19 protein-coding genes are annotated in these 21,814 nt (G+C 63.0%); 12 read left to right on the top strand and 7 right to left on the bottom strand.

Annotated features, from left to right (window positions below):
• Positions 1 to 179: 179 nt before the first annotated feature.
• The 5 genes from NKI24_RS25720 to ppa all read left to right on the top strand — a co-directional run bounded on the left by NKI24_RS25720 (position 180) and on the right by ppa (position 3,837).
• Positions 180 to 1,022 carry a TPM domain-containing protein gene (locus tag NKI24_RS25720; protein ID WP_352749409.1) on the top strand — a complete coding sequence of 281 codons (843 nt, stop codon included), beginning with the start codon at positions 180 to 182 and terminating at the stop codon, positions 1,020 to 1,022.
• A 52-nt stretch (positions 1,023 to 1,074) separates the two neighbouring features.
• Complete coding sequence (locus NKI24_RS25715; protein ID WP_502901489.1) at positions 1,075 to 1,917, top strand: TPM domain-containing protein; 843 nt, start codon at positions 1,075 to 1,077, stop codon at positions 1,915 to 1,917.
• Positions 1,918 to 1,927: 10 nt separating this feature from the next.
• Positions 1,928 to 2,566 (top strand): TPM domain-containing protein, encoded by a 639-nt coding sequence (locus NKI24_RS25710; RefSeq protein WP_352749404.1) that lies wholly within the window; start codon positions 1,928 to 1,930, stop codon positions 2,564 to 2,566.
• Positions 2,567 to 2,683: 117 nt separating this feature from the next.
• Positions 2,684 to 3,190 (top strand): GNAT family N-acetyltransferase, encoded by a 507-nt coding sequence (locus tag NKI24_RS25705; RefSeq protein WP_352594385.1) that lies wholly within the window; start codon positions 2,684 to 2,686, stop codon positions 3,188 to 3,190.
• Between the two features lie 116 nt (positions 3,191 to 3,306).
• Positions 3,307 to 3,837, top strand: a complete 531-nt coding sequence (gene ppa / locus NKI24_RS25700; protein WP_352451245.1) for an inorganic diphosphatase — start codon at positions 3,307 to 3,309, stop codon at positions 3,835 to 3,837.
• 17 nt (positions 3,838 to 3,854) lie between these two features.
• Here ppa and NKI24_RS25695 read toward each other — a convergent pair whose 3' ends face one another.
• Both NKI24_RS25695 and NKI24_RS25690 read right to left on the bottom strand, forming a co-directional pair.
• A complete protein-coding gene (locus NKI24_RS25695) occupies positions 3,855 to 4,445 on the bottom strand; it encodes a hypothetical protein (RefSeq protein ID WP_352451244.1) in 591 nt (196 codons plus the stop codon).
• A gap of 98 nt (positions 4,446 to 4,543) precedes the next feature.
• On the bottom strand, positions 4,544 to 5,149 hold the full coding sequence (locus NKI24_RS25690; RefSeq protein WP_292664336.1) for a TetR/AcrR family transcriptional regulator: 606 nt from the start codon (positions 5,147 to 5,149) through the stop codon (positions 4,544 to 4,546).
• 82 nt (positions 5,150 to 5,231) lie between these two features.
• Between NKI24_RS25690 and NKI24_RS25685 the strand changes: the two genes are divergently transcribed.
• Both NKI24_RS25685 and NKI24_RS25680 read left to right on the top strand, forming a co-directional pair.
• Positions 5,232 to 6,515 (top strand): MFS transporter, encoded by a 1,284-nt coding sequence (locus NKI24_RS25685; protein WP_352749399.1) that lies wholly within the window; start codon positions 5,232 to 5,234, stop codon positions 6,513 to 6,515.
• A 279-nt stretch (positions 6,516 to 6,794) separates the two neighbouring features.
• Positions 6,795 to 8,369: an alkaline phosphatase D family protein gene (locus NKI24_RS25680; protein WP_352742862.1), complete on the top strand. Its 1,575-nt coding sequence runs from the start codon at positions 6,795 to 6,797 to the stop codon at positions 8,367 to 8,369.
• 46 nt (positions 8,370 to 8,415) lie between these two features.
• Here NKI24_RS25680 and NKI24_RS25675 read toward each other — a convergent pair whose 3' ends face one another.
• On the bottom strand, positions 8,416 to 8,697 hold the full coding sequence (locus tag NKI24_RS25675) for a hypothetical protein (RefSeq protein ID WP_352451242.1): 282 nt from the start codon (positions 8,695 to 8,697) through the stop codon (positions 8,416 to 8,418).
• Positions 8,698 to 8,895: 198 nt separating this feature from the next.
• Here NKI24_RS25675 and typA point away from each other — a divergent pair, with 198 nt between their 5' ends.
• Both typA and NKI24_RS25665 read left to right on the top strand, forming a co-directional pair.
• Positions 8,896 to 10,725, top strand: coding sequence for a translational GTPase TypA (typA, locus tag NKI24_RS25670; protein WP_352749395.1), 1,830 nt, complete (start codon positions 8,896 to 8,898; stop codon positions 10,723 to 10,725).
• 76 nt (positions 10,726 to 10,801) lie between these two features.
• A complete protein-coding gene (locus tag NKI24_RS25665; RefSeq protein ID WP_352749393.1) occupies positions 10,802 to 10,951 on the top strand; it encodes a hypothetical protein in 150 nt (49 codons plus the stop codon).
• A 46-nt stretch (positions 10,952 to 10,997) separates the two neighbouring features.
• On the opposite strand, the gene NKI24_RS25660 is transcribed toward NKI24_RS25665, so the two are convergent.
• Positions 10,998 to 11,624, bottom strand: a complete 627-nt coding sequence (locus NKI24_RS25660) for a DUF1062 domain-containing protein (RefSeq protein WP_352451239.1) — start codon at positions 11,622 to 11,624, stop codon at positions 10,998 to 11,000.
• A 393-nt stretch (positions 11,625 to 12,017) separates the two neighbouring features.
• Here NKI24_RS25660 and NKI24_RS25655 point away from each other — a divergent pair, with 393 nt between their 5' ends.
• Positions 12,018 to 12,632, top strand: coding sequence for a LysE family translocator (locus NKI24_RS25655; protein WP_352451238.1), 615 nt, complete (start codon positions 12,018 to 12,020; stop codon positions 12,630 to 12,632).
• Positions 12,633 to 12,641: 9 nt separating this feature from the next.
• Here the strand turns inward: NKI24_RS25655 and NKI24_RS25650 are convergent, their stop codons facing one another.
• Both NKI24_RS25650 and NKI24_RS25645 read right to left on the bottom strand, forming a co-directional pair.
• The gene (locus NKI24_RS25650) at positions 12,642 to 12,965 is read right to left on the bottom strand and encodes a YciI family protein (RefSeq protein ID WP_023678126.1); all 324 of its coding nucleotides are present in this window, start codon (positions 12,963 to 12,965) and stop codon (positions 12,642 to 12,644) included.
• Between the two features lie 136 nt (positions 12,966 to 13,101).
• Complete coding sequence (locus NKI24_RS25645; RefSeq protein ID WP_352681815.1) at positions 13,102 to 13,665, bottom strand: peroxidase-related enzyme; 564 nt, start codon at positions 13,663 to 13,665, stop codon at positions 13,102 to 13,104.
• 130 nt (positions 13,666 to 13,795) lie between these two features.
• Here NKI24_RS25645 and NKI24_RS25640 point away from each other — a divergent pair, with 130 nt between their 5' ends.
• Together NKI24_RS25640 and NKI24_RS25635 are read left to right on the top strand one after the other, a co-directional pair.
• Positions 13,796 to 18,592: an NAD-glutamate dehydrogenase gene (locus NKI24_RS25640; RefSeq protein WP_352749388.1), complete on the top strand. Its 4,797-nt coding sequence runs from the start codon at positions 13,796 to 13,798 to the stop codon at positions 18,590 to 18,592.
• A gap of 189 nt (positions 18,593 to 18,781) precedes the next feature.
• Positions 18,782 to 20,158, top strand: a complete 1,377-nt coding sequence (locus NKI24_RS25635; RefSeq protein ID WP_352465602.1) for an MFS transporter — start codon at positions 18,782 to 18,784, stop codon at positions 20,156 to 20,158.
• A 39-nt stretch (positions 20,159 to 20,197) separates the two neighbouring features.
• Here NKI24_RS25635 and purH read toward each other — a convergent pair whose 3' ends face one another.
• Positions 20,198 to 21,814 carry a bifunctional phosphoribosylaminoimidazolecarboxamide formyltransferase/IMP cyclohydrolase gene (purH, locus tag NKI24_RS25630; protein WP_352749384.1) on the bottom strand — a complete coding sequence of 539 codons (1,617 nt, stop codon included), beginning with the start codon at positions 21,812 to 21,814 and terminating at the stop codon, positions 20,198 to 20,200.

The raw sequence follows: 21,814 nt of genomic DNA, 5'->3' as shown, positions 1-21,814 counted from the left end.
AGAAGAATCATACAGCACACGCCGGCGGAATCCGACACGTCACAACCGAGTCAATCCGTCGCAGCAAGATGTGTATACGCCCTAGTGCCCTTAAGGGGGAGATTGGCAGCTTTGGCTTCACCGCCCATCCTGCATCGTTGGAGATTGGCGAAAACAGCCGTGACAGCCGATCTCCCCCCTTGAGGGGGAGATGTCCGGCAGGACAGAGGGGGGCGCGACAGAACGCCAGCCTGGCCTTCCTGCTCGTCTTCCAAAGCCTTCTCCTCCTCCCGCTCACCGCCCTTGCCGCCGCACTGCCGGCGCTGACCGGACGGGTCGTTGACAATGCCGGCATCATCGATGCCGCGACCGAGGCGGCGCTGACGCAGAAGCTTGCCGAGTTCGAGACCAAAGGGTCCGACCAGATCGTCGTCGCGACCATCCCCAGCCTCGACGGCGAGGAGATCGAGCCTTACGCCAACCGGCTGTTCCGCGCCTGGAAACTGGGCCAGGCGAAGGAGAACAACGGCGTCCTGCTTCTGGTGGCGCCGAACGACCGCAAGATGCGCATCGAAGTCGGCTATGGGCTGGAAGGCACGCTGACCGACCTGCACACCAAGCTGATCATCGAAAACGACATGGTGCCGGCCTTCCGTGCCGGCGATTTCTCCGGTGGTATCAGCAAGGCCGTCGACGACATGATCATGGTGCTGGAAGGCAATCCCGAAGAACTGGAGGCGCGCGGCAAGCGCAACCAGCAGCCGCCGTTCAACAGCGACGACCTGTTCTTCACGATCTTCATAGCCATCTGGGCAATCATCTTTTTCGGCGGCCTCGCAGCCTCCATCCTGCCGCCGATCTTCGGCCAGAAGATCGGTCCCGGCCGCTATCGCTGGCTGGGCATGACCTTCAAGCCAAACCGGCGGTCGTCCGGCGGCTGGTCGGGAGGTTCTGGCGGGGGATGGTCGTCGGGTTCAAGCGGTGGCGGGTTTTCCGGCGGCGGCGGTTCGTCCGGCGGCGGCGGCTCCTCGGGAAGTTGGTGACGAGATGACAAGACACGCCATCAGCCCGGTGGAATCCGGCCGTTTCATCAAAATGATCGGCACCGCGCTGTTGGCCATGGCGGTGCTGCTGGTCGGCTTCGCGGCCCTCGCCGCCGCACTGCCGGCGCTGACCGGACGGGTCGTCGACAATGCCGGCATCATCGATGCCACGACCGAGGCGGCGCTGACGCAGAAGCTTGCCGAGTTCGAGACCAAAGGGTCCGACCAGATCGTCGTCGCGACCATCCCCAGCCTCGACGGCGAGGAGATCGAGCCTTACGCCAACCGGCTGTTCCGCGCCTGGAGACTCGGCCAGGCGAAGGAGAACAACGGCGTCCTGCTTCTGGTGGCGCCGAACGACCGCAAGATGCGCATCGAAGTCGGCTATGGGCTTGAAGGCACGCTGACCGACCTGCACACCAAGCTGATCATCGAAAACGACATGGTGCCGGCCTTCCGTGCCGGCGATTTCTCGGGCGGCATCAGCAAGGCCGTCGACGACATGATCATGGTGCTGGAAGGCAATCCCGAAGAGCTGGAGGCGCGCGGCAAGCGCAATCCGGCGAATGACAATCCTGTCGATCCCATCTTCATGCTGTTCATTGTCCTGTGGGCGACGATGTTCTTCGGCGGCTTGGCAATGGCGTTCCTGCCGCCGATCTTCGGCACGAAACTGTCGCCGGGCGTGTACAAGTGGCTGGGCATGACGTTTCGCTACGGCCGTGGGCCAGCTTCGTCATCCTCCGGTGGCGGTGGCTGGACGTCGGGGACCTCGTCTGGCAGTGGCTGGTCGTCTGGAAGTTCCGGCAGCGGTTGGTCGTCCGGAAGTTCGGGCGGCGGGTTTTCAGGCGGCGGCGGTTCGTCCGGCGGCGGCGGTTCTTCAGGAAGCTGGTGAGACATCAATCATGGCAACACGACCGATCAGCCCCGAGGATCATGAGCACATCGCCGGTGCGATCCGCGCTGCCGAATCAAAGACCGACGGCGAGATCTACTGCGTCGTGGCGTATGCCAGCGACGGCTATTTCTTCCCGGCCGCCTTCATGGCGACGCTCAGCATGCTCGTCGCCAGCCTCGCCGTCGGTTATGGGCTGGAAGCCTGGTGGCTGTCGATCCGCTTGCCGCATTTCGTCATCGCCGAGCTTCTGGCGCTTGCCAGTGTGCTCATCCTGTTGTGGGCATTGCCGGCATTGCGCATCCATTTGGTGCCGAGGCGGCTGCGCTACCAGGCCGCCCACGCCAATGCGATGAAGCAGTTCCTCGCCCGCAACGTCCACCGCACCACGGCGCGCACTGGCGTGCTGGTGTTCGTCTCGATTGCCGAGCGCTACGCCGAGGTGGTCGCCGACAGCGGGATCGATTCTCGTGTCGGCCAGCATGTCTGGGACGGTGTCGTCCGCGACCTTACGGCGCATGCCGGCGACGATCGGCTTGCCGAGGGGTTCGTCAAGGCGATCCAAGCAGTCGGTGCGGTACTGGCCGAGCATTTTCCGGTCTCGACCGGCGACAGCAACGAACTGGACGACCATCTGGTCGAGATTTGATCTCGCCAAAAGCGGTTTCGCAGCGTCTCAAGGACGCACCGTCCGGCTGTGTGAAAGCATCGCGGCGGTTGACCGGACTCTTGCAATCGGGCGCAGCGGGTTTATGGTTAACCAATCATGAATACGCTGAGCATCGACATCAGGAAAGCCGAACCGCGCGATGCAGCCGCCATCGCCGACGTGCATCTCGAGGCCTGGCGCGGCGCCTATTCGGGCATCATCCCGCACCGCACGCTGACATCGATGATCAACCGCCGCGGCGCCGACTGGTGGGCGAATGCCATTCGCCGCGCTGCAACCGTCCTGGTCGTCGAAATCGGCGGCAAAATTGCCGGCTATGCGACGATCGGCAAGAACCGCGCCCGCGAACTCAGGCAGCAGGGCGAGATCTACGAACTTTACCTGCGGCCGGAATATCAAGGCATCGGGCTCGGCAGCCAGCTGTTCTCGGCCGCGCGGGCACGGCTGGCCGACCATGGCCTGAAAGGCATGGTGGTCTGGGCGCTGGAAGACAATCAGAACGCACTTGCCTTCTATGCCGGCGCCGGTGGCCGCGATGTCGCCGAAGGCGTCGAGATATTCGAGCAGAAGGCGCTGAAGAAGGTCGCTTTCGTCTGGGAATGACGGCCAGCGTATGATCCGGCCGGTTTTCGGTTCGGACGATCTCCCCGTACCATTCGCCGCATTGCACCATTCGCCGTCGCCCGCTATCGATCTCCAATCGAGAGAGGGATAAAGCGATGCGTATCGAAGCGATTGCCAGCGGAAAGAACCCGCCCGAGGACGTTAACGTCATTATCGAGGTGCCGATCGGCGGCGAGCCGATCAAGTACGAGATGGACAAGGAGGCCGGCACGCTGTTCGTCGACCGCTTTCTGCACACCTCGATGCGCTATCCCGGCAATTACGGTTTCGTACCGCATACGCTGTCGGGCGACGGTGACCCGATCGACGTATTGGTCTGCAACACGCGCGCGCTGGTGCCAGGCTGCGTCATCAATGTGCGGCCGATCGGCGTGCTGGTGATGGAGGACAATGCCGGCCAGGACGAGAAGGTGATCGCGGTGCCTTCGCCCAAGCTGACCTTGCGCTACGAGGACGTCCACGAATACACGCAATTGCCCGACATCACCCGCCAGCAAGTGCAGCACTTTTTCGAGCACTACAAGGATCTCGAACCCGGCAAATGGGTCAAGATCGAAGGCTGGTACGATGCGGCCTATGCCAAGAAGATGATCGTCGAGGCAATCGAGCGGGCCAGGCGCAAGTAATTATCGGGCGCAAATAATCAGTTGTCGACGCGGCCGAAAGCGGGCGCGTCGCCAAGCACCTCACGCCTGTCCTTGCCGCAGGCGAAGGTGCGTGCCTTCTCGTCGGCAAGCTTGCGCGCCTGATCGTTGGCGGCGGGATTGCCGGTGGCGAGCACAAGGCCGATCGTGCAACCTTCGTGGGCGTCAGGCTGGGCAACCTTGGCGACGATCAGCACTTCCGTCGACTTGTTCTCGCCCTCGGTATCGCTGATCGAGCGACGATGAATGACGGCGAAGGGAATGGCAGTTTTGCCGTTGGTTTCGATCCGCCACTCGACCTTGGGTCCAGCCGAATTGAGGCCGGAAAAGCTTTCCCAGACCGTGGTCATATCGCCAGGTGGAAAGCCGTAGAACAGCGATTCCCGCGCGTCGTCGTAGGAAACCAGCACCGGGTAGCCGCGGTAGCCCGAACAGGCGAGATCGGCCCAGTCGCCGTCGCCTTCCTCCGCTTGGGCATAGGTGACGCAGTCCTTCTCCCAATCGAGATCGGTATAGACGCTGGATATGTCGCCGGCCCGGGCCGCCTGGCAGAAACCGGCGAGGGCAAGCGGGATCAAGAGAGCGCGCATGGCGGAACAACTCAGTTCGGGGGGCGCAGCGTACCGTCAAATTTAGCAGCAGCCTAGAGGAAGTCAGGCTGCGCACAGTGGTCTGGTAAAACGGACCACTATTTCTTCAAGCTTGCCTCTATGAGAAGATCGGCGTTGCGGGCCACCGACTGCGCCGGTCCGCCGGCACCGAACAACTGACCGCTAATATAGGCGCCCTCGATCAGCAGCAGCAGCCCGTCGCCCAGCGTCTCGGCGTCGCCGGCGCCCATCGCCGCCGCCATGGCACGCAGGCGGCGGCGCAATTCCTGCTTGTTGGCCTCGCTCACGACGCGGGCCGGATGGCCATGTTCGGGATATTCGACCGCGGCATTGGTCATGCCGCAGCCACGATAATCGGGCCTTTGCGTACGCTTGCCGACACGCGTCAGGAAGGCGACGATCTGCGCGCGCGGATCGCCCGGATGGGCATTCACCGCCTCGTCGAAGCGCTCCCAGAATTCGAGGTCATAGTGCCGAAGGTAGGATGCGGCCAGCTCGTCCTTGGACGGAAAGCTGCGGTAGAGGCTGGGCTTGGTGACGCCGGCACGCCGCACGATCTCGTCGACGCCGATCGCCCTGATGCCTTGCCGGTAGAACAGATCGCGCGCCACCTGGAGAATCCGTTCGGCGGCGCGAGGCGGCGGTGCGTCATTGGCCTTGATCGTTGGTTCAATGCTTTTCATGCCTGGTCTGCCGATTAGCTGGTTGACAATGTTACCGGTCGGTACGTATGTTTCGCGCTCCTGCAACGTACCGGTCAGTAACATGATAACTCAATCCCGCCCGTTTGGCCAGCGCTACGCTTTCGTCGTGGTCGCCGTCATCTTCCTCTGCCTGCTGATCGCAGCGGGCCTGCGTTCGGCGCCGGCAGTCATGATGCTGCCGCTGGAGAACAGTTTCGGCTGGCGGCGCGACGTGGTGTCGCTGGCGGCGGCCACCGGCATCTTCCTCTATGGCCTGACCGGGCCATTTGCCGCGGCGTTGATGGAGCGGATCGGGCTGCGCCGCACCTTGCTTGCCGCGCTGCTGTTGATGTCGGGATCGACCGCGCTCAGCCTGTTGATGACCAAACCGTGGCATCTGCTCCTCACCTGGGGCGTGTTTTCCGGCGTCAGCTCGGGCGCCGTCGCCACCGTGCTCGGCGCGACCATCGTCAACCGCTGGTTCAAGACCAATCGCGGCTTGGTGATGGGGCTGATGTCGGCGTCCAGTGCCACCGGGCTGCTGGTCTTCCTGCCGCTGCTCGCCTCGCTCGCCCAGTCGGGCGGCTGGAAGCCGGTCGCCATCGCCATTGCCGGGGCCACCGCCTGCCTGGTGCCGCTGGTCTATATGCTGGTGCCGGAGCGCCCGGCGTCGATCGGCATGGTCCGCTATGGCGCCGATGCCGACGACGTGCCGCCGGTGCCGCCAGCCTCGCAAGGCAATTTCCTTTCGCATACGCTGAGCACGCTGCGCCGCGCCGCCGGCACGCGCGTCTTCTGGTATCTGTTCGCCACTTTCTTCGTCTGCGGCTTCACCACCAACGGGTTGGTCGGCACGCACCTGATCGCCTTTTGCGGCGACATGGGCATAGGCGAAGTGCAAGCCGCCGGCCTGCTGTCGATGATGGGCATCTTCGATCTTATCGGCACGACGCTGTCGGGCTGGCTCACCGACCGTTTCGACCCGCGCAAGCTGCTCGGCGTCTATTACGGTATTCGCGGCCTGTCGCTGATCTATCTGCCCTATTCCGGCTTTTCGGCAACCAGCCTGATCATCTTCGCCGTGTTTTACGGACTGGACTGGATCGCCACGGTGCCGCCGACGCTCAGGCTTTCGAACGAGGCGTTCGGCGACCGCAGCGGACCGATCGTCTTCGGCTGGATCGTCGCCGGCCATCAGGTTGGCGCCGCGACAGCGGCCTTCTTCGGCGGCACCATGCGCGAGCTGCAAGGCAATTACGAGCTTGCCTTCCTGATCGCCGGTATGACGGCAATAGCCGCCGCCTGCATCTCGCTGCTGATCAATACCACCCGCCCGGCGTTTGATCCGGAACCGCAGGCGGCATAGGGCGCAATCGGCCGTGCTAATCTCCCCCCTTGAGGGGGAGATGGCCGCGAAGCGGCCAGAGGGGGTCGGTCCGACTGGGCTCGGCCCCTTATCGCCGATGCAGGAGGCCGGCGCTCCGCGCGAGACGACCCCCTTCTGTCGCCTTCGGCGACATCTCCCCCTCAACGAGGGAGATCGCCAGCCTGTTCACTGTTATCAAACCTTCATCGTTTCGAAATGTGCCTGAAACATTGAAGCTGGAGCTTGGCGGCGACGTTCAATGCCATCCAGGAGACAGCCATGAACAAGATTTCGATGACGCGGCGCGCTTTCGTCACGTCGGCCAGCGCCGTTGGCCTGGTCGGCGCCTCGGGCCTCGCCCTTCCCTATTACTCGCGCGCCAATCAGCGCCCGGCGTTCACCCATGGCATCCAATCCGGCGACGTCGATGCCACCAGCGGCATGGTCTGGACACGCACCGACCGGCCGTCGCGCGTCATGTTCGAGGTGTCGTCGACCGAAAGCTTCACCAATGCCGTCCGCCTGGCGCCGCTCGATACCTCGCCGGCCAGCGATTATACGGTGAAGCGGCTGCTTACCGATCTCGCCTCCGACCAGGACATCTTCTACCGCATGGTCGCGGCCGATCTTGCCGACATCAACGCCGTTTCCGAGCCGGTCGTCGGCCGCTTCCGCACGGCACCTGCCTCGAAGCGCGACATTCGCTTTGCCTGGTCGGGCGACACCGCCGGCCAAGGCTGGGGCATCGACGAGACCGGCATGAAGACCTACGCCACCATTGCCAAGCACACGCCCGACTTCTTCCTGCATTCGGGCGATACGATCTATGCCGATGGTGCGATGAAGGACGAGGTCGACCTGCCCAACGGCGGCAAGTGGAAAAACAAAGTGCTGATCGACGAGAAGCGCAAGGTTGCCGAAACGTTGGACGAATACCGGGCGCAGTGGAAATACAACATGATGGACAGGCATGTGCTGGCGCTCAGCGCCATCTGTCCGACCTTCTATCAGTGGGATGACCACGAGGTGCTGAACAACTGGTCGGACTCGAAGGACCTGAGCGCCGACGATCGCTACACTGAAAAATCCATCCATGTGCTGGCGGCACGTGCGGCGCGCGCCTTCCACGAAATGACGACGATCCGTTACGAGCCGTCGGAGCCCGGCCGCGTCTACCGCAAGATCGCCTATGGTCCGCTGCTCGACGTGTTCTTCCTCGACATGCGTTCCTACCGCGGCCCCAACGGTCCGGATATGCAGGAGACGATGACGCCGCAATCGCGCATCCTCGGTGAACAGCAGATCAAGTGGCTGAAGCGTGAACTGGCGAATTCCAACGCAACCTGGAAAATCATCGCCGCCGACATGCCGCTCGGCCTCGTCGTCTGGAACGACGGCACCAAGAAGGTAGGGGCCGAGGCGGTCAGCAATGGCGACAATGGCCCGGCCAAAGGGCGTGAGCTGGAAATTGCCGACCTTCTTCGCTATATAAAGAATGCGGGTATCAGCAACACTGTCTGGCTCACCGCAGACGTGCATTACACAGCCGCGCATTACTACAATCCGGACAAGGCGCAGTTCCAGGACTTCAATCCGTTTTGGGAATTCGTTTCGGGTCCGATCCATTCCGGCACGTTCGGGCCTAATGGTTTCGATATGACATTCGGCCCGGAGCTGAAGTTCATAAAGGCACCAACTGCCGAACAGGGTCAAAACCTGCCGCCTTCGGCCGGCCTGCAGTTCTTCGGGCTCGTCGAAATCGATGGCGCCACCGAGCAGTTGACGGTGCGGCTGATGGATCGCGACGACAGCGAACTCTACAAGGTCACGCTCGATCCGGTGCGGTCGGCGTGAGCGACGGCGTCACTACCCTCGGGCCAGCCCGAGGGTAGGACGTATATCAATCGGGATAGCAGACGACGGGAATGTTGGGCCAGACGGCGCTGTCGCATCCGGCATTTTGCTGCCGCTGCTTGAAGGCGGCGCTGACCGGCCCGGTCACCACCGGATCGACGCCATCGGGAGCATCGGCAAAAAGCTGCTCCGCCGACGGCTTGTCGGACGGCAAAGCAGACCGCGTCTCCTTGAACGACGCCGCCGACTGCGCCGCGCCGGCCGCGAGGAGGACGGCGAGCGCGGTACATGCCAAAATCGGCCGGAGTTTGATGCCTATCTCGATCATGAAATTCGAACTGTCCGGACCATGAAAGGTTCCGCCTTGGTTAATAATTCCACTTCACACCAAGACATTTAAGATTTGGTGACTTTATTTGGTGGCTCGCCTCCTCTTTCGCAATTGCGAAAAACCCTGTATGAGCCGCCCAACCGAAAGAGGCAGCGCCTTTTGGCCTGCTGCCTGCAACGCTCCCGAGACCGAAACATGAAAATCCGCAATATCGCGATCATCGCGCACGTCGACCATGGAAAAACCACCCTCGTCGACCAGCTTCTGAAACAGTCCGGCTCGTTCCGCGACAACCAGCGCGTCGCCGAGCGCGCCATGGATTCGAACGACCTCGAAAAGGAACGCGGCATCACCATCCTGGCCAAGGCGACCTCGGTCGACTGGAAGGACACCCGCATCAACATCGTCGACACGCCCGGCCACGCCGACTTCGGCGGCGAGGTCGAGCGCATTCTGTCGATGGTGGATTCGGCCATCGTGCTGGTCGACGCCGCCGAGGGGCCGATGCCGCAGACCAAATTCGTGGTCGGCAAGGCACTCAAGGTTGGACTGAAGCCGATCGTCGTCATCAACAAGATCGACCGGCCAGATGCCCGCCACGTCGAAGTGGTCAACGAGGTGTTCGATCTTTTTGCAGCACTTGACGCCACCGACGAGCAGCTCGACTTCCCTATCCTTTATGGTTCAGGCCGCGACGGCTGGGTCTCGGAAAACCCCGAAGGTCCGAAGGACCAGGCTCTGGCGCCGCTGTTCGACCTCGTCATCAAGCACGTGCCGGCGCCGACCGTTCATCCCGGCCCGTTCCGCATGATCGGCACCATACTGGAAGCCAATCCGTTCCTCGGCCGCATCATCACCGGCCGTATCGAATCCGGCACGCTGAAATCCAACCAGGCGGTCAAGGTGCTGCACCATGACGGCACCCAGGTCGAAACCGGCCGAATCTCGAAAATCCTTGCTTTCCGCGGGCTCGAGCGCCAGCCCATCGACGAGGCGCAGGCGGGCGACATCGTCGCTATTGCCGGCCTGTCGAAGGGCACCGTCGCCGACACGTTCTGCGACCTGTCGGTGACCGAGCCGCTGCACGCGCAGCCGATCGATCCGCCGACCGTGACGATGTCTTTCCTGGTCAACGATTCGCCGCTGGCCGGTACCGAAGGCGACAAGGTGACCAGCCGCGTCATCCGCGACCGCCTGCTGCGCGAGGCAGAAGGCAATGTCGCGCTGAAGATCGAGGAATCACCTGACAAGGATTCGTTCTTCGTTTCCGGCCGCGGCGAATTGCAGCTGGCCGTGCTGATCGAGACGATGCGCCGCGAAGGTTTTGAGATCGCCGTGTCGCGGCCGCGCGTCGTCATGCAGAAGGGCGACAGCGGAGAATTGCTGGAGCCGGTCGAGGAAGTCGTCATCGACGTCGACGAGGAGCATGCCGGCGTCGTCGTGCAGAAGATGTCGGAGCGCAAGGCCGAGATGGTCGAGCTTCGCCCTTCGGGCGGCAATCGCCAGCGCATGGTCTTTCACGCACCGACGCGCGGGTTGATCGGCTACCAGTCGGAACTGTTGACCGACACGCGCGGCACCGCTGTGATGAACCGGCTGTTCCATGCCTATGAACCTTACAAGGGTGAGCTGCCGGGCCGTACCAACGGCGTGCTGATCTCCAACGAACAGGGTGAATCGGTGGCCTACGCCATGTGGAACCTGGAAGACCGCGGCCCGATGGTCATCGACCCCGGCGTCAAGGTCTATCAGGGCATGATCATCGGCATCCATTCCAGGGACAACGACCTCGAAGTCAACGTGCTCAAGGGCAAGAAGCTGACCAACATCCGCGCCGCCGGCAAGGACGAGGCGGTGAAGCTGACACCGCCGATCCGCATGACGCTGGAACGCGCGCTGGCCTGGATCCAGGACGACGAGCTGGTCGAAGTGACGCCGAAGACCATCCGCCTGCGCAAGCTCTATCTCGATCCGAACGAGCGCAAGCGTTTTGAGAAGTCGGCGAAAGTGGTCGGCGCGGCATAGAGGGCAATACCGCGCAATGAGCGGTAAACTCGTCACGGCTGTCATATACGACAATCGACCCGAGGCCGAAGTTTGCGTGTCGATGCTCGACGCTTATGGAATTTATGCTCTCGCGAATTATCTTCTCGACACGGGCAGGCTTGGCTTGATCCATGTGCAAGTCGCCGACAGCGATCTCGATACGGCCAAGGGTTTGATTGGCTCGGCCTCCAAAGAGGGCGACTGACCCCTGGCCGTAACTGTCTCTGATTACGGGTGCCCTTGCCGTCGCCTCATCCACCTGCAGCCGAAATGATTTCGTCCCGGTCTGGTTCGCCAGACAGGTGGATCCGGATCGCCGTTCCCGCCCGCGCCGGCCGGCGCAAGGCTTTGGCCCCGTCCGGACCAACCACCTGCAATCGCTTCTCTTCCCAAACCTGTAGCCGCGATCGCGGGACACCGAGTTCGCTGGCCAGCAACCGGTCGAGCCGCAGCGTTGTCGGCATTTCGAGCCAGAGCTGAAGTTCGAGAGCGCTGGTATTTTCCGGCCTGTCCCCGAGCACCTGCTTATGAACGATGGCTTCGGGAAACTCCTCGACGCGCCCGATACTGCTTCGCAATGCGGCAACATCGAAAGCATGGCGCCGCGCCAGGACCGGATCATTGCTTTCGAGCGCCTGCAATATTGCCGGTTCGATATCGCGGCGGCTGCAGCGCTCCAGAATGCCGAAATTCCAGGAATTGTCGCAGTCGATGCAGCGGTAGATCAACCAGGCGTGAATGCGCTTGCCGTTGGCATTGACCCGGAATTTGCCGCTGCAGCGATAGGCTTTCAGGCCGCCGCAGCGATTGCAGTTGAGGTGAGGTCGAGGTGCGGTCTTGGGTGTGATCGCCCAGCGGATACGCAGTATCGAAGGCATGCCGAAAAGCCCTTCCCGTCGGGAAGTTCGTCAGATCGGCGATATCGAGAACCCTTGCGGGCACGGCGTGGCGAGAGACTGCGGTAGTTGGAAATCAGGTGTCGCGGGTGGTTATGCGCGACAGCGGTTCAGCAGTGCCAAACCGGTCTCGAACCGCCACCCGAGGAACACATGATGTGAAAACAGGCATCGCGACTGCGACGCCCTGCTCTGTGTTGGGGGAGTTGACGAGACCGGCGGTTACGTAGGCAAAGTGAAGCTCGGAAAGGATTTCGGAACGACATCTCTAGCCGTGAGGTGCCTGGCCGACAAGCCTTCTTTCGGTAGACGCTACCGTCGCCGGAACAGTTGGGTTATGTTGAACGACCCAAACATTTCAAACGAGACCGCGTTATGCATTTCACGTCGCTGCTGATTTTTGCCGGCGCCCTGCTAGTTGCAGCCGGCTCGCCCGGCCCATCGATCGCCGCTCTTGTGGCGCGGGTCATCTCGAAAGGGTTTCGCGACGTGTTTCCGTTCCTGCTTGCCATGTGGATCGGCGAAGCGATCTGGCTGTCCCTGGCGGTGTTTGGCCTCGCCGTGGTGGCGCAGACGTTCCATTTAGCCTTTGTCGTCGTGAAGTGGGTCGGCGTCGCCTATCTCGGCTGGCTTGCCTGGAAGATGTGGACGGCACCGGTCGAGACCAAGGAAGGCGCGCTGCCGCGCGAAGATTCGCCCGTCAGACTGTTCTTTGCCGGCATGGCGGTGACGCTCGGCAACCCCAAGATCATGATGTTCTATCTGGCGCTGCTGCCGACCATCATCGACCTCGGTTCGGTCAGCATGATCGGCTGGGTCGAGCTGACCGCGACCATGGCCGTTGTCCTGGTCGCTATCGATTTGACCTGGGTGCTCGCCGCATCACAGGCGCGCAAGCTGCTCAAAAGCAAGCGGGCGATGAAGATCGCCAACCGCGTCAGCGCCGGAACCATGGCCGGCGCTGCGGCGGCTATCGCGGCGCGGTCCTGAGCCGGCGCGTCAACCCATTTCGATTATCGGCGCAATCTCGACGCTGAAACCCGGGTCCGTCAGGATAGGACAATCCTTGGCTTTGCCGACGGCATCGTCGATGTCTTTCGCTTCGATGATGGTGTAACCGGCGGTCGGATTGCTACCGCCATTGTTCTCGACCTTGCCGCCGGGCAGCAGGGTCTTCGACATGCCGACTGGATTGCCACCGTCGACCACCGCTGAGCCAAGCTTGCCGTACCAGCCGTTCCAGGCATCCATCGCTGCCTTCCGTTCGGCCTCCTCGGTCGGCATCTTGCCCGAGCCGTGATAGACGTAGAGAAATTTCGCCATGTTCTCCTCCTTTGATCGGCGGCATCGAACCGGCATGCGGCATGCCGCATGCCGATCATCGGACCAAACCGGCAAACAAGCAACGAGAATGCGAAGTAGCTAATATAATGTGCGGTTGGCTCGCAACGGCGGTGCCCTATCGCGCCATCGCATGGTATTCATCGTTCGGCCGCATATCGATTGCCGATGCCAGCCGGTTCGACATGTTGAAGAACGCCGCGGTCGAGGCGACGTCCCAGATGTCGCGGTCGGAAAAGCCGACTTGCCGCAGCGCCGCCCGGTCCGCTTCGACGATCTTTGCCGGCTGCCCGGTCAGCTTCACCGCGAATTCGAGCATGGCGCGTTGTCTGTCCGAAAGCTCGGCGGCGCGAAAATTCATCACCATCATCTCGCCGAAGGCCGGGTCGCCGGAAAGCTGGCGCACCGCCGCGCCATGCGCGACCAGGCAATAGTAGCAATGGTTGACCGACGAGACGGCCACCGCGATCATCTCGCGCTCGAGTTTCGACAGGCCGGATTCACCCAGCATCAAATCATTGTACATGTCGGTGAAAGCGCGCAGCTTCTTCTCGTCGAAGGCATAGGCGAGCAGCACATTGGGAACGAGGCCGAGCTTCTCCCGGCACTTGGCGAAATAGGCCTTGGTCGCGTCGCTCAGCTCCGCTGGTGCCAGGTCAAGCGCGGTAATTTTCTCCGTCATGGCGGATTTCTCCTCGTTTTCGCCAGGCTGCCGGTGAATTCCGACATTTCGTCGCAAGCCGTCAAACCTTTGTCGCCAAATACCCGTCATCTGTTAGCATAGCCGCAAAAACATGTGACGGGAGGGACTCATGGCCAGCGTAAAGTCAGCGAGCCGGTTGAAAAAAGCCGGCGTGACGAGGGGTGAAGCCGCGGGTGGCGAAAAGCCCGGCAGGCTTGCCGACTACTTGCTGGCCCGAGCTCCGGCCGAAGATGTCGCCGCCTATGACGTCATCGATCTCGAACGCGCTGCCGAACTCGCCGGCCGCGCAGTGGCCAGGCACAAGAAGGACGACTGCGTCGTTGCCATAGACGTCGATTCCGGTGTCGTCCGCCAGGGCCGGCCGATGACGGTGATCACCGTCGTCAACGACAACATGCCGTTCCTATTCGATTCCGTCCTCGGCGAGATTACAGAAAGCGCTGGCGAGCCGCTGCTGGTTACCCATCCGGTCATAGTCGTCAGGCACGGCAAGAACGGCGTCGAGGAAATCCTCGGCGATGGCGGTTATGCCAAGGGCGACCACAGCCATGACCGACTGAGCGTCATCCATGTCCATATCGGCCGCCTTTCGGCCGAGCAGGCCGAAGGCCTGGCCGCACGCCTGACCAAGCTGCTCGGCCAGGTGCGAGCCGCCGTCACCGACTGGAAGCCGATGCTTGCCCGCCTCGACCAGGCGATCTCGGAATTCCGCTACTCGCCAGTGCCGCTCGACAAGGCCCATGTCACCGAGGCGATCGCCTTCCTCGAATGGCTGCGCGACGACAATTTCACCTTTCTCGGCATGCGCGAATTCAACTACACCGGCGGCGAGACGAGCGGCATGCTCGAGCGCGCCGAAAAGCCCGGCCTCGGCATCCTTTCCGATCCCGACGTGCTGGTGCTCAGGCGCGGCACCGAAGCGGTGAGCACGACGCCGGAAATCCGTGCCTTCCTGCATGGGCCGGAACCGCTGATCGTCACCAAGGCCAACGCCAAGTCATCGGTGCACCGCCGCATCTACCTCGACTACATCGGCGTCAAGACCTACACCGGCAAAGGCGTGCTTTCAGGCGAGCTCCGTATCGTCGGCCTGTTCACCTCGACTGCCTATACGCGCTCGGTGATGAAAATCCCCTACCTGCGCTCGAAGGCGGAAACCGTCATTGCCAAATCCGGCTTCAATCCAAGCGACCATTCCGGCAAAGCTTTGATCAACGTGCTGGAGAGCTATCCGCGCGACGAGCTGTTCCAGGTTCCGGTGCCGATCCTGCGCAAGCATGCCGAAGCCATACTGGGCTTGATCGAGCGACCGCGCGTCAGGGCATTGGTGCGTGTCGACCAGTTCGACCGCTTCGTCTCCGTGCTCGTCTTCGTGCCGCGCGACCGCTACGACAGCGTCGTGCGCGAGAAGATCGGCACCTATCTGAAGACCGTCTTCGAAGGCCGGCTGTCGGCCTATTATCCGGCCTTCCCGGAAGGCGGGCTGGCGCGCGTCCATTTCATCATCGGCCGCTCCGGCGGCAAGACGCCGAAGGTCGAGCAGGCGACGATCGAGGCGGCGATCCGCGACATCGTACGGACCTGGGACGATGCACTGCGCGAGACCGCGACAGAGACCGGCGCCGATGCGAGACTCACGGCCATCGCCTCGCGTTTTTCGGAAAGTTATCGCGACAGTTTTCCGCCGGCCGTGGCGCTGGCCGACGCCGGGCGCATCGCCAAGCTCGATACGTCAAATCCGATCGCCATCGACTATTACCGTCACACCGTCCAGAAGCCGCATCAGGCTGCGCTGAAGATCTATCACCATGGCAGCCCGGTGGCGCTGTCGCGGCGCGTGCCCGTGCTGGAAAACATCGGTTTCCGCGTCATCAGCGAGCGCACTTTCGAGGTCGGCGACATTCAATCCGGCATGGTCTTCATCCACGACATGGAACTCGAGAACAGCTACGGCAGGCCGATCGACCTCGGCAATGGCGGCGCGCTGTTCCAGGATGCGTTCCTTTCCGTCTGGCGCGGCGATGTCGACAATGACGGCTATAACGGCCTTGCCCAGACCGCCGGCCTGTGGTCGGGCGAGATCACTGTCCTGCGCGCCTATGGCCGCTATCTGCAGCAGGCCGGCATCCCGCAGAGCCAGGATTTCATCGCCGCCGCGCTCAAACGTTATCCCGAGATCGCCCGCGGCCTGCATGCGCTGTTTGTCGCCCGCCTCAGCCCGACGGCCGAGACGGAAGGCGTCGTTCAGGCCAAACATCTGAAAGCCAAGATCACGGATGCGCTGGAAGACGTTCCCAACATTGACGACGACACCATCATCCGCCGTTATCTGAACCTGATCGAAGCCTCGCTGCGCACCAATCATTTCGTTGCCGATACGAAACAGAAAGGCCAATCGCTGGCGATCAAGCTCGATTCGCAATCGGTCGACGGGCTGCCGGCGCCGCGGCCATGGCGAGAGATCTTCGTCTACGGCTCCGAGGTCGAGGGTGTGCATCTGCGCTTCGGCCCGGTCGCGCGCGGCGGCCTGCGCTGGTCGGACCGTGCGCAGGACTATCGCACCGAGGTGCTCGGCCTGGTCAAGGCACAGCAGGTCAAGAATGCGGTGATCGTGCCGGTTGGCGCCAAGGGCGGCTTCTACCCGAAAAAGCTGCCGATGAGCGCCGGGCGCGACGCAATTTTCGAGGCCGGCACGGCCGCCTACAAGAATTACGTTTCCAGCCTGTTGTCGATCACCGACAATATCGGGCTGGACGGCGTCGTCCCGCCAGCCGGCGTCGTGCGGCGCGATCAGGATGATCCGTATTTCGTCGTCGCCGCGGACAAGGGCACGGCGACCTTCTCGGACATCGCCAACGCCATCAGCGAAAGGCACGGCTTCTGGCTCGACGACGCTTTCGCCAGCGGCGGTTCGGCCGGCTACGACCACAAGAAGATGGGCATTACCGCCAAGGGCGCCTGGGAAGCGGTCAAGCGGCATTTCCGCGAGATGAACCGCGACATCCAAACCACGCCGTTCACCGTCGTCGGCGTTGGCGATATGTCGGGCGACGTGTTCGGCAACGGCATGCTGCTGTCGGAGCAGACCCGGCTGATCGCCGCCTTCGATCATCGCGACATCTTCATCGATCCCGATCCCGACATGGCCGCTTCGATGGCCGAGCGCCGGCGTATGTTCGCTCTCGCCCGCTCAAGCTGGCAGGATTACGACAAGACGAAGCTGTCCGAAGGCGGCATCATCGTCTCGCGCAGCCAGAAGTCGATCACCTTGCCGGCCGCCGCGGCTGCAGCTATCGGCCTCGGCAAGACAACGGCCACGCCGGTCGAGATCATGAGTGCCATCCTCAAGGCGCCAGCAGATCTTTTGTGGTTCGGCGGCATCGGCACCTATGTCAGGGCATCGGGCGAGACCAACCAGGACGTCGGCGACCGTGCCAATGACGCGATCCGCATCACCGCGCTCGACCTGCGTGCCAAGGTCATCGGTGAAGGCGCCAATCTGGGCGTCACGCAGTGGGCGCGCATCGAATTCGGATTGAATGGCGGCCGCTGCAACTCAGATGCGATCGACAATTCGGGCGGCGTGAACTGCTCGGACGTCGAGGTCAACATCAAGATCGCGCTGGCTTCCGCCATGCGGAAGGGATCGCTGACGCGGCCGTCGCGCAACAAATTGCTGGCCGAGATGACCGACGAGGTCAGCGCCCTGGTGCTGTCCAACAATTACCAGCAGACGCTGGCGCTGTCCCTTGCTCGCAAGCGCGGCCTTGCCGACATTGCCCATCAGAGCCGCTTCATGGAGGCGCTCGAGGCGCGCGGGCTGCTCGACCGTGCCGTCGAGACGCTGCCGTCGCCGGCGGCTCTTGCCGAGCGCGATGCGCGCGGCGAGCCGCTCACCCGGGCCGAGCTCGGCGTGCTGCTTGCCTATGCCAAGATCGTGCTGTTTTCCGATATCGTCGCCAGCGACGTGCCGGACGATCCGCATTTCGACCGCGACCTGATGGGTTACTTTCCCGACCGCATGGCAAAGAAATATGCGGCGGAAATCCACGGCCATCGCCTGCGCCGCGAGATCATCGCCCGTGCCGTCGCCAATGACCTGGTCAATCGCGGCGGCCCGTCCTTCGTCAACAGGCTGCAGGAAGCGACCGGGCGCAGTGCCGCCGATGTCGTGCGCACCTTCGCCGTGGTGCGGGATGGCTTTGCACTGCCGGCGCTGTATCGCCAGATCGACGCGCTCGACAACCAGATCGACGGACAGATCCAGCTCGACCTCTATCAGGCGGTCAGCCGGCTGATCTATGTGACGAGCGGCTGGTACCTGAAGAACGATGCCGGCACTGCACTGCTCGGGCAGCGGATTGCCGAGTTGCAGGATGCGCGCAAGGCGCTTGAGCCGAAGCTCGTTTCGCTGCTGCCGGCCTTCTCGCGCGAGCGGATCGAGGAGCGGCGGCACAGCCTGTCGAGGGGCGGCGCGCCCGAGAGCCTTGCCGAGCAACTGGCGTTGACCGATGTGGCGGAACTCATCCCCGACATAGCGCTGACGGCGCGGACGGCAAATGCCGGCATCGTCGCTGCCGCCAAGGCGTTTTTTGCAGTCAGCGATGTCTTCCGTATCCCGCGCGTCGAAGATGCGGCGCGCTCGATCACGCCCTCGGATTATTACGATCAACTGGCGCTTTCCCGCGCTACCGACACGATCGGCGCGGCCAGGCGCGGCATCGCGGTGGCGGCGCTGGCCGGCCATGCCGAGGCGGCGGATCCGGTGTCGGCATGGTTGGAGGCCGGCGGCGAACGGGTCGGACGCATCCGCGAGCGGCTGCAGGCGCTGACCGAGGGCGGCGACATCACCGTGTCGCGGCTGTCGGTGGCGTCCGGCCTGATGAGTGATCTGACGCAGCTGTGAGACGTCTTCCACATCGCGCGGGATTGCCGGGAAGAACTGCGCTATTGAGCGAACGGCGCCCTGCGTTGGGGGGCACCGGAGCATGATCCCAAAAAGTGACGATCGGCTTTTGGACAAGATCGTGCTCAACAAGAAGACGGAGCGTCATTCCGATTCGATCGGCATGGAGCAAGCTCCAGCGGAGGGGACATGGCTGAGATGGCAGTGCAGCGGGCATCGGGACGCGGCATCTGGGGATGGATGCTGTTCGACTGGGCGGCACAGCCGTTTTTCACGGTCGTTACCACCTTCATCTTCGGTCCTTATTTCGTCTCGCGCATGGCCAGCAATCCAGAGACCGGGCAAGCGGCCTGGGGCTACGGCATTGCCGCCGCCGGCCTCGTCATTGCCGTTTTGTCGCCGGTCCTCGGCTCGATCGCCGATCAGACCGGACCACGCAAACCGTGGATAGCCTTCTTCGCCGCGGTTAAAATCACCTGCCTCACCCTGCTGTGGTTCGCCGCGCCCGGCTCTAATCTTTTTCTGGTCGTGGCGTTGTTCTCGCTGGCGTCGGTCGCGGCGGAATTCTCGACTGTGTTCAATGATTCGATGATGCCCCGCCTGGTGCCGAAGAGCGACATCGGCAGGATCTCGAACATGGCCTGGGGACTCGGCTATCTCGGCGGCATGATCGCACTGATCTTCGTCGTTACCGTCATGGCCGGCTCGCCTGAAACCGGCAAGACCGTCGTTGGGCTCGACCCGATCTTCGGCCTCGACCCCAGGCTCGGCGAGGACGCGCGCGCTACCGGGCCGTTGTCGGCGGCCTGGTATTTCCTGTTCATCCTGCCGATGTTCTTCTTCACGCCTGATGCGATCAAAGGCATTCCAATCGGGCCGGCGGTGCGCGAGGGACTATCGGAACTGAAGTCGACGCTGGCCGAAGTGCGCAAGCGCAGCGGTATTTTTCGCTTTCTCGTCGCCCGTATGATCTATCAGGACGGCGTCAACGCACTGCTGGCGCTAGGCGGAACGTTTGCGGCGGCAATGTTCCATTGGTCGATTACCGAGATCGGCCTGTTCGGCATCATCCTCAACGTCGTTGCCATCGTCGGCTGCCTGGTTGCCGCACGCCTCGACACAGCGCTGGGTTCCAAGACCATAGTGATGATTTCGCTGGTCATGCTGAGCATTGCCACGATCGGCATCGTTTCGACCGGACCGGGCTATACGCTGTTCGGCGCCTGGGTGATGCCCGGACTGGATGGTGGCGGATTGTTCGGCACGGCGGCGGAAAAAGCCTACATTTTCTACGGCCTGCTGATCGGGCTTGCCTTCGGGCCGGTGCAGGCATCGTCGCGCTCCTACATGGCGCGCAGCGTCACCGCAGCCGAATCGGGCCGCTATTTCGGCATTTATGCGCTGGCCGGCCGGGCAACCAGTTTTGCCGCACCCTTCATGGTGGCCACGATCACCCTGGCCAGCGGCTCGGCGCGGCTCGGCATGGCCGCGATCGTGCTGTTCCTTGGCGCCGGCATGGCGATCCTGATCGGCACGCCCTATCCAGCGGATCGGCCGGCGGAGTGAGCTGCTCTTGCCTTCTCCCGCAGCGGGAGGGTAACGCGTTCAATGCCGGAAATGCCTCACTCCGGTGAAGACCATGGCAATGCCGTGAGCGTCGGCGGCGGCGATGACATCGTCGTCGCGCATCGAGCCGCCGGGCTGGATGACGGCTGTGGCGCCGGCTTCGATTGCCGACAAAAGCCCATCCGCGAACGGGAAAAAGGCATCCGAGGCGACGACCGAGCCCCTGGTCAAAGGCTCCGTCAGGCCGGCAGCCTCGGCCGCGTCGAGCGCCTTGCGCGCCGCGATGCGCGAGGAATCGACCCGGCTCATCTGGCCGGCGCCGATGCCGACTGTAGCGCCATCCCTGGCATAGACGATGGCGTTCGACTTGACGTGCTTTGCCACGCGAAAAGCGAATTTCAGATCGGCCAATTCGGCCGGCGTCGGAGCGCGCCTGGTCACCACTTTCAGCTCGAGGTCATCCACCACCGCGTTGTCGCGGCCCTGGACCAGCAAACCGCCAGCAACCGATTTCAAGCCAAGGCCCGCCGCGCGCGGGTCGGGCAGGCCGCCGGTGACCAGCAGGCGTAGGTTCTTCTTGGCGGCAATGATGCGCACTGCTTCTTCGGACGCCTCCGGTGCGATGATCACTTCGGTAAAGGTCTTGACGATCTCTTCGGCGGTTCCGGCATCGAGGACGCGGTTCATGGCGACGATGCCGCCGAAGGCCGAGACCGGGTCGCAGGCCAGCGCCTTGGCATAGGCCGCCTGCAGCGAAGCGTCCTCAGCGACGCCGCACGGGTTGGCGTGCTTGATGATGGCAATTGCTGCGGAGTGCGACGGGTCGAACTCGCCGACCAGCTCGAAGGCAGCGTCGGTGTCGTTGATGTTGTTGTAGGAAAGCTGCTTGCCCTGAAGCTGGCGCGCCGTGGCGACGCCCGGCCGCCTATCGCCGTTGACATAGAAGCCGGCGCCCTGATGCGGGTTTTCGCCATAGCGCATCACCGACTGCAGCTTGCCGCCGAAGGCGCGCCATGTCGGATGCTCGATCTCAAGCGCCTCGGCGAACCATCCCGAGATCGCCGCATCGTAGGTGGCGGTGCGGGCAAAGGCCTTGGCTGCCAGCTTCTTGCGGAAATCCAGCGACAACGACCCGAAATTCATCTCCAGCGCGTTGAGCACCGAGGCATAGTCATCGGGATCGGTGACGATGCCGACATAGGCGTGGTTCTTGGCCGAGGCACGGATCATCGCCGGGCCGCCGATGTCGATGTTCTCGACGATCGCCGCGTAGTCGGCGCCGGAGCGACGCACCTCTTCGAACGGATAGAGATTGGAGACGACGAGATCGATCGGCTCGATGCCGTGGTCGCGCATCGCTGCGGCGTGCTCGGGATCGTCGCGCACGCCAAGCAGTGCGCCATGCACCGACGGGTGCAGCGTCTTGACGCGGCCGTCCATGATCTCGGGAAAGCCGGTGAGCTCGGACACGTCGCGCACCGCCATGCCTGCCTCGGCAAGGGCCCTTGCGGTGCCGCCGGTCGAGACTAGCTCGACGCCGGCCGAAGCCAGCGCCCTGGCGAAATCGATCAGGCCGGTCTTATCAAAGACGGAAAGGAGCGCGCGACGGATGGGTACAAGGTCGGGCGCGGGAATGTTCTTGGCGGCGACGGCCAT

The organism is Mesorhizobium sp. M0701 (genome assembly GCF_040320365.1).
GTDB lineage: Bacteria > Pseudomonadota > Alphaproteobacteria > Rhizobiales > Rhizobiaceae > Mesorhizobium.
The sequence above is the reverse complement of the archived record's forward strand: the minus strand, read 5'-3'. Positions and strand labels throughout refer to the sequence as shown.